The organism is Pseudomonas onubensis, from assembly GCF_965653655.1.
In the GTDB taxonomy this organism is placed as follows: domain Bacteria; phylum Pseudomonadota; class Gammaproteobacteria; order Pseudomonadales; family Pseudomonadaceae; genus Aquipseudomonas.
Window position 1 is genome coordinate 22,448 of the sequence record NZ_CBFHAZ010000079.1, and the last position, 6,113, is coordinate 28,560.

General features: G+C 61.7%; 5 protein-coding genes. All 5 read left to right on the forward strand.

Annotated features, from left to right (window positions below):
• Position 1: 1 nt before the first annotated feature.
• The 5 genes from ACTD9P_RS21800 to ACTD9P_RS21820 all read left to right on the forward strand — a co-directional run bounded on the left by ACTD9P_RS21800 (position 2) and on the right by ACTD9P_RS21820 (position 6,041).
• Positions 2-637 carry a pseudouridine synthase gene (locus tag ACTD9P_RS21800; RefSeq protein WP_438869321.1) on the forward strand — a complete coding sequence of 212 codons (636 nt, stop codon included), beginning with the start codon at positions 2-4 and terminating at the stop codon, positions 635-637.
• A gap of 211 nt (positions 638-848) precedes the next feature.
• Entirely contained in the window at positions 849-2,138 is a 1,290-nt protein-coding gene (locus tag ACTD9P_RS21805; protein WP_017137857.1) for a M18 family aminopeptidase, read from the forward strand.
• A 122-nt stretch (positions 2,139-2,260) separates the two neighbouring features.
• A complete protein-coding gene (locus ACTD9P_RS21810; RefSeq protein ID WP_163005562.1) occupies positions 2,261-2,428 on the forward strand; it encodes a hypothetical protein in 168 nt (55 codons plus the stop codon).
• A 72-nt stretch (positions 2,429-2,500) separates the two neighbouring features.
• Complete coding sequence (locus ACTD9P_RS21815) at positions 2,501-4,666, forward strand: mechanosensitive ion channel family protein (protein WP_438869322.1); 2,166 nt, start codon at positions 2,501-2,503, stop codon at positions 4,664-4,666.
• Between the two features lie 16 nt (positions 4,667-4,682).
• Positions 4,683-6,041: an amidohydrolase gene (locus tag ACTD9P_RS21820; protein WP_438869323.1), complete on the forward strand. Its 1,359-nt coding sequence runs from the start codon at positions 4,683-4,685 to the stop codon at positions 6,039-6,041.
• Positions 6,042-6,113 lie beyond the last annotated feature (72 nt).

Sequence of the window (6,113 nt, forward strand, 5' to 3'; positions counted from 1 at the left end):
AATGCCGCTGTCCAATATTCATATCCTGCATCAGGACGCCGCCGTCCTGGTGGTGAACAAGCCTACCCTGCTGCTCTCGGTGCCTGGCCGCGCCGATGACAACAAGGACTGCCTGATCACCCGTCTGCAGGAAAACGGCTACCCCGAAGCCCGCATCGTCCATCGCCTGGACTGGGAAACCTCAGGGATCATCCTGCTCGCACGGGACGCCGACAGTCACCGCGAACTGTCGCGCCAGTTTCACGACCGCGAAACCGAAAAAGCCTACACCGCCTTGGCCTGGGGCCAGCCGGAAATGGACAGTGGCAGCATCGACCTGCCCTTGCGCTACGACCCGCCGACCAAGCCGCGCCACGTAGTCGACTATGAGTTTGGCAAAAACGCGCTGACCTTCTGGAAAGTGCTGGAGCGATGTGGTGATTGGTGCCGCGTGGAACTCACGCCGATCACCGGGCGTTCGCACCAGTTGCGGGTGCATATGCTGTCGATCGGCCATCCGTTGCTCGGTGATGGCTTGTACGCCCATGCACAAGCCCTGGCCGCCTGGCCGCGCCTGTGCCTGCATGCGAGCATGTTGAGCTTTACGCACCCGCAAAGCGGCGAGCGTTTGCGCTTTGAGTGCCCAGCTCCGTTCTAAACCGCAAACACAGCCAAATGTGGGCGCTGGCTTTTTGTGGCGAGCAAGCTTGCTTGCGCTGGGGTGCGAAGCGCCCCCAAAAATGCCGGCTCCAGCTTCTCTGTCGAGCGGGAGCAAGCTCCCTCGCCACAACAAGCCCGCTCCCACATTTGTTATGTGCAGTTCTCGCCATCGAACGGTAAACTCCGCGCATTGCTGTCTGGAGCTATTTATGCGCGAAGCGTTGAATCAAGGCCTGATCGACTTCCTCAAGGCCTCCCCTACTCCTTTTCATGCCACTGCCGCCCTCGCCCAGCGCCTGGAAGCGGCCGGTTACCAGCGGCTCGACGAGCGCGAAACCTGGGCCACCGAGGCCAACGGGCGCTATTACGTCACCCGTAACGATTCCTCGATCATCGCCTTCAAGCTCGGTAAGCATTCGCCGCTGCAAGACGGCATCCGTATGGTCGGCGCCCACACCGACAGCCCGTGCCTGCGGGTCAAGCCCCAGCCGGAGCTGCAACGCCAGGGCTTCTGGCAGTTGGGCGTGGAAGTCTACGGCGGCGCGCTGCTGGCGCCGTGGTTCGACCGTGACCTGTCGCTGGCCGGCCGCGTGACCTTCCGCCGCGACGGCAAGGTCGAGAGCCAACTGATCGATTTCAAGTTGCCGATTGCCATCATCCCCAACCTGGCCATTCACCTGAACCGTGAAGCCAACCAGGGCTGGGCGATCAATGCCCAGACCGAGCTGCCGCCGATCCTTGCGCAGTTTGCCGGTGACGAGCGTGTGGACTTCCGCGCCGTGCTCACTGAGCAACTCGCCCGCGAACACGGCCTGAACGCCGATGTGGTGCTCGACTACGAGTTAAGCTTCTACGACACGCAAAGTGCTGCGGTGATCGGCCTCAATGGCGACTTCATTGCCGGTGCGCGCCTCGACAACCTGCTGTCGTGCTACGCCGGCCTGCAAGCCTTGCTCACCAGCGAAAACGACGAAACCTGCGTGCTGGTGTGCAACGACCACGAAGAAGTCGGCTCCTGCTCGGCCTGCGGCGCCGATGGCCCGATGCTGGAACAGACCCTGCGCCGTCTTTTGCCGGAAGGTGAGGAATTCGTACGCACCATTCAGAAATCACTGTTGGTCTCGGCAGACAATGCCCACGGCGTACACCCCAACTACGCCGAGAAACACGACGCCAACCATGGCCCGAAACTCAATGCTGGCCCGGTGATCAAGGTCAACAGCAACCAGCGCTACGCCACCAACAGCGAAACCGCCGGGTTCTTCCGCCACCTTTGCATGGCCCAGGAAGTACCGGTGCAGAGCTTTGTGGTGCGCAGCGACATGGGCTGCGGCTCGACCATCGGCCCGATCACCGCCAGCCACCTGGGCGTGCGCACCGTGGACATCGGCTTGCCGACGTTTGCCATGCACTCGATTCGTGAGCTGTGCGGCAGCCATGATCTGGCGCACCTGGTGAAAGTGTTGGGTGCGTTTTATGCGAGTCGCGATTTGCCCTGATCTCAGGGGCTGAATGCGGTCAGGTTTTGCATAAACCTGACACATATCACTGCCACTTTGCATAATCCGGCCTAGACTTGTCAGTATTCCCACTCCGACAAGGCCGTCGCCCCATGATCTCCATGTCTTCATTCCATGCCATGCTCATTCCCATCATCATCGGCATGATCCTGCTCGCGACCGGCTTCAACTTTCGCGACAAGCCCGTGGGTGTGTTTGGCATGTGGATCGGCATGCTGTTGATTCTCGGCACCGTGGTTTACAAGATCCTCGCCAAACTCGCGGAATAACAAATGCACTCGCATTGGGCATAGCGGCCTCGTACACTCGGTCAATTCGTCGTTTTCAAGGTTGACCGCCTCGTGCTTTCCCGTCTGTTTGCCCTGCCCTGCTATTTTCTGATCGCCCTGCTCACGCTGCTGCCCCTTGCGCCAGCACACGCCGTGAGCCTGCCCGGCCTGCTGGGCAGTGCCAACAAGACCCAGCCCCAGGCCGATGTGCCGCTGGGCCAGTCGCTGGACGAGGTGATCAAGACCCTGGAAAACGACCAGCAGCGCACCCAACTGCTAAGCGACCTGAAGAAGCTGCGTGAAGCCACGCAAAAAGCCCAGCCCGCCGCCGAACAAGGCGTGCTCGGCTTGATCGGCAGCACCCTGGCTGAGCTTGAAGCCCAGTTTTCCGGGGCCGACAGCCCGTTGGGGCGCTGGTCCAACGAGGTCGACCTGGCCAAGGATGAACTCACGGCACTGATGCTGCCGGCCACCGAATGGCTGCCGATCATTTTCGGTTTTGCCGTGATCCTGGCAGTGTGGAGCCTGCTGGCCGCCGCGCTGATCTGGCTCAGCCACCGCGTGCGCGAGCGTTTCGGCCTGCCCGAAGAACTGCCGCAACACCCACGTACCTGGGACATGGTGCGCTTCGCCCTGCGTAAACTCGGGCCGTGGCTGATTGCGTTGATCATCACGGTTTACCTCAGCTATGCGCTGCCTTCGTCCCTGGGCAAATCCCTGGCGATGGTGCTGGCCTATGCGCTGGTGGTCGGCACCTGTTTCTCGGCGATCTGCGTGATTGCCTTCTCGGTGCTCGACGGCCCGCACCGCCACCGGGCGCTGTATATCCTGCGTCATCAGGCCTTCCGCCCGTTGTGGTGGATCGGCAGTTTTGCCGCCTTCGGTGAAGCCCTGAGCGACCCAAGGCTGGTCGCGGCGCTTGGCCAGCACCTGGCCCACACCGCCGCGACCGTCGCCAATGTGATGGCGGCGCTGTCCACCGGCGTGTTTATCCTGCGCTTCCGCCGCCCGATTGCGCACCTGATCCGCAACCAACCGCTGTCGCGCCGCCTCACACGCCGCGCCCTCACCGACACGCTCTCGATTATCGGCTCCTTCTGGTACATCCCGGCGCTGTTGCTGGTGGGCATCTCGTTGTTCGCCACCTTCCTGTCGGCCGGCGACACCAGCACCGCGCTGCGCCAATCGCTGCTGTGCACGGTATTGCTGGTGCTGTGCATGGTGATCAACGGGCTGGTGCGCCGCCATGCGCTCAAGCCGCAACGTGGGCACAAACGCCACGCGCTGTACTCCGAGCGCCTCAAAAGCTTCGTCTACACCCTGGCCCATCTGGTGGTGTGGCTGGTGTTCATCGAGCTGGGCTTGCGCGTGTGGGGCCTGTCGATGATCCGCTTCACCGAAGGTGACGGCCATGAAGTCAGCGTCAAGCTGTTCGGCCTGGGCGGCACGCTGCTGTTTGCCTGGCTGATCTGGATTCTCAGCGACACCGCTATCCACCATGCCCTCACCCGCTCGCGCAAAGGCCTGGCCAATGCACGTGCGCAGACCATGATGCCGCTGATCCGCAACGTGCTGTTCGTGACCATCTTTATTATCGCCGCCATCGTCGCTTTGGCGAACATGGGCATGAACGTCACGCCGCTGCTGGCCGGTGCCGGTGTGATCGGTATCGCCATCGGTTTTGGTGCACAGTCGCTGGTAGCGGACTTGATCACCGGCCTGTTCATCATCATCGAAGATTCCCTGGCGATTGATGACTACGTGGATGTCGGCGGCCACCTCGGCACCGTCGAGGGCCTGACCATCCGTACCGTGCGCCTGCGCGATATCGACGGCATCGTGCACACCATTCCGTTCAGCGAAATCAAGAGCATCAAGAACTATTCGCGGGAGTTCGGCTACGCGATCTTCCGGGTGGCGATCCCCTTCAACATGGAGATCGATGACGCCATCAAGCTGATGCGCGATGTCGGCCAGAAAATGCGCAACGACCCGCTGCAACGCCGCAATATCTGGTCGCCGCTGGAGATTCAGGGCGTTGAGAGCTTTGAGTCCGGCAGCGCGATCCTGCGGGCGCGCTTCAAGACCGCACCGATCAAGCAGTGGGAAGTGTCGCGGGCGTTCAACCTGTCACTCAAGCGCCATCTGGATGAAGCCGGGCTGGACCTGGCAACACCGCGCTTGAGCGTGCAGGTGGTGACCGCCGGTACGGTGCAGGAGAAAGATCAACAACAATAAACAGGGAGAGGTCTGTATGCGTTTAAATGGTCTGAAACACCAATGGGTTTTCGGCATGCTGTGCGGGCTCGCCAGCAGCGCGGTGATTGCCGCCAGCAGTGGCCAGGGCAATGACCTGGAGAGTGCCCGGGAGGAAATCGCCGCCCAGGCCAAAATCCTCGAACCGGCGTTGCTGGAAACCCGCCGCGATATCCACGCCCACCCCGAGTTGGGCAATACCGAAACCCGCACCGCCGAACTGGTCGCCAAACAACTGCGCGACCTGGGCCTTGAAGTTAAAACCGGCGTAGCCCGAACCGGCGTGGTCGCCATCTTGAAAGGTGCTTTGCCCGGCCCCACCGTGGCCCTGCGTGCCGACATGGATGCGCTGCCGGTCAAGGAAGTCGCCGACTTGCCCTTCGCTTCCAAAGCCAAAGGCACCTACCTGGGCAAGGAAGTCGACGTGATGCATGCCTGCGGCCACGATGCTCACACGGCAATCCTGCTGAGCACCGCGAAAATCCTCACCGGCATGCGTGAGCGCCTACCCGGCACCGTGGTGTTTTATTTCCAGCCGGCCGAAGAAGGCCCAAGCGACTTTATCCCCGACGGCAAAAATACCTGGGGCGCAAAAATGATGGTGCAGGAAGGCGTGATGAAAGCGCCCAGGCCCGACGCGGTGTTCGGCCTGCATGTCTGGGCCGGTGTGCCTGCCGGGCAAATCGCCTATCGCCCTGGCCCGTCCCTGGCCAGCTCCGATGACCTGCGCATCAAGATCCTCGGCAAACAGACCCACGCCGGCCGCCCGTGGGATGGCATCGACCCGATCACCGTCGGCGCGCAGACCATCGTCGGTTTGCAAACCGTGGTGAGTCGGCGCACCGATATCTCGTCGTTTCCGTCGGTGGTGAGCATCGGCACCATCAATGGCGGCACCCGCTACAACATCATCCCCGAGTCGGTAGACATGAGCGGCACCATCCGTTCCTACGACTACGGCATTCGCCAGAAGCTGCACGCGGACGTGCGCCAGACCGTAGAGAAAATCGCCGAAAGCGGCGGTGCCAAGGCCGAAGTCACGATCATCGAAAAATACGACCCGACCATCAACAACCCGGCACTCACCGAAAAAATGTTGCCAAGCCTGCGCTGGGCGGCCAAGGATGATGTGGTGCAAGGCCCACTGGTGGGCGGCGCCGAGGACTTCTCGTTTTACGCCAAGGAAGCGCCGGGGCTGTTTGTGTTTCTGGGCGTGACGCCAAGGGATCAGGACATGAGCAAAGCGGCGCCGAACCATAATCCGGGGTTCTTTGTGGACGAGTCGGCGTTGGTAGTGGGGGTGCGGACGCTGGCGTCGTTGGCGACGGATTATCTGTATACCAACACGCCGCAGTAAGGCTTTATGTGGGAGCGGGCTTGCTCGCGAATGCGTCGGACCAGTCAATACTTGCGTTAACTGACACACCGC

Coding starts and splice junctions, on each gene's coding strand:
- ACTD9P_RS21800 (WP_438869321.1), top strand. CDS start 2: ATGCCGCTGTCCAATATTCATATCCTGCATCAGGACGCCGCCGTCCTG.
- ACTD9P_RS21805 (WP_017137857.1), top strand. CDS start 849: ATGCGCGAAGCGTTGAATCAAGGCCTGATCGACTTCCTCAAGGCCTCC.
- ACTD9P_RS21810 (WP_163005562.1), top strand. CDS start 2,261: ATGTCTTCATTCCATGCCATGCTCATTCCCATCATCATCGGCATGATC.
- ACTD9P_RS21820 (WP_438869323.1), top strand. CDS start 4,683: ATGCGTTTAAATGGTCTGAAACACCAATGGGTTTTCGGCATGCTGTGC.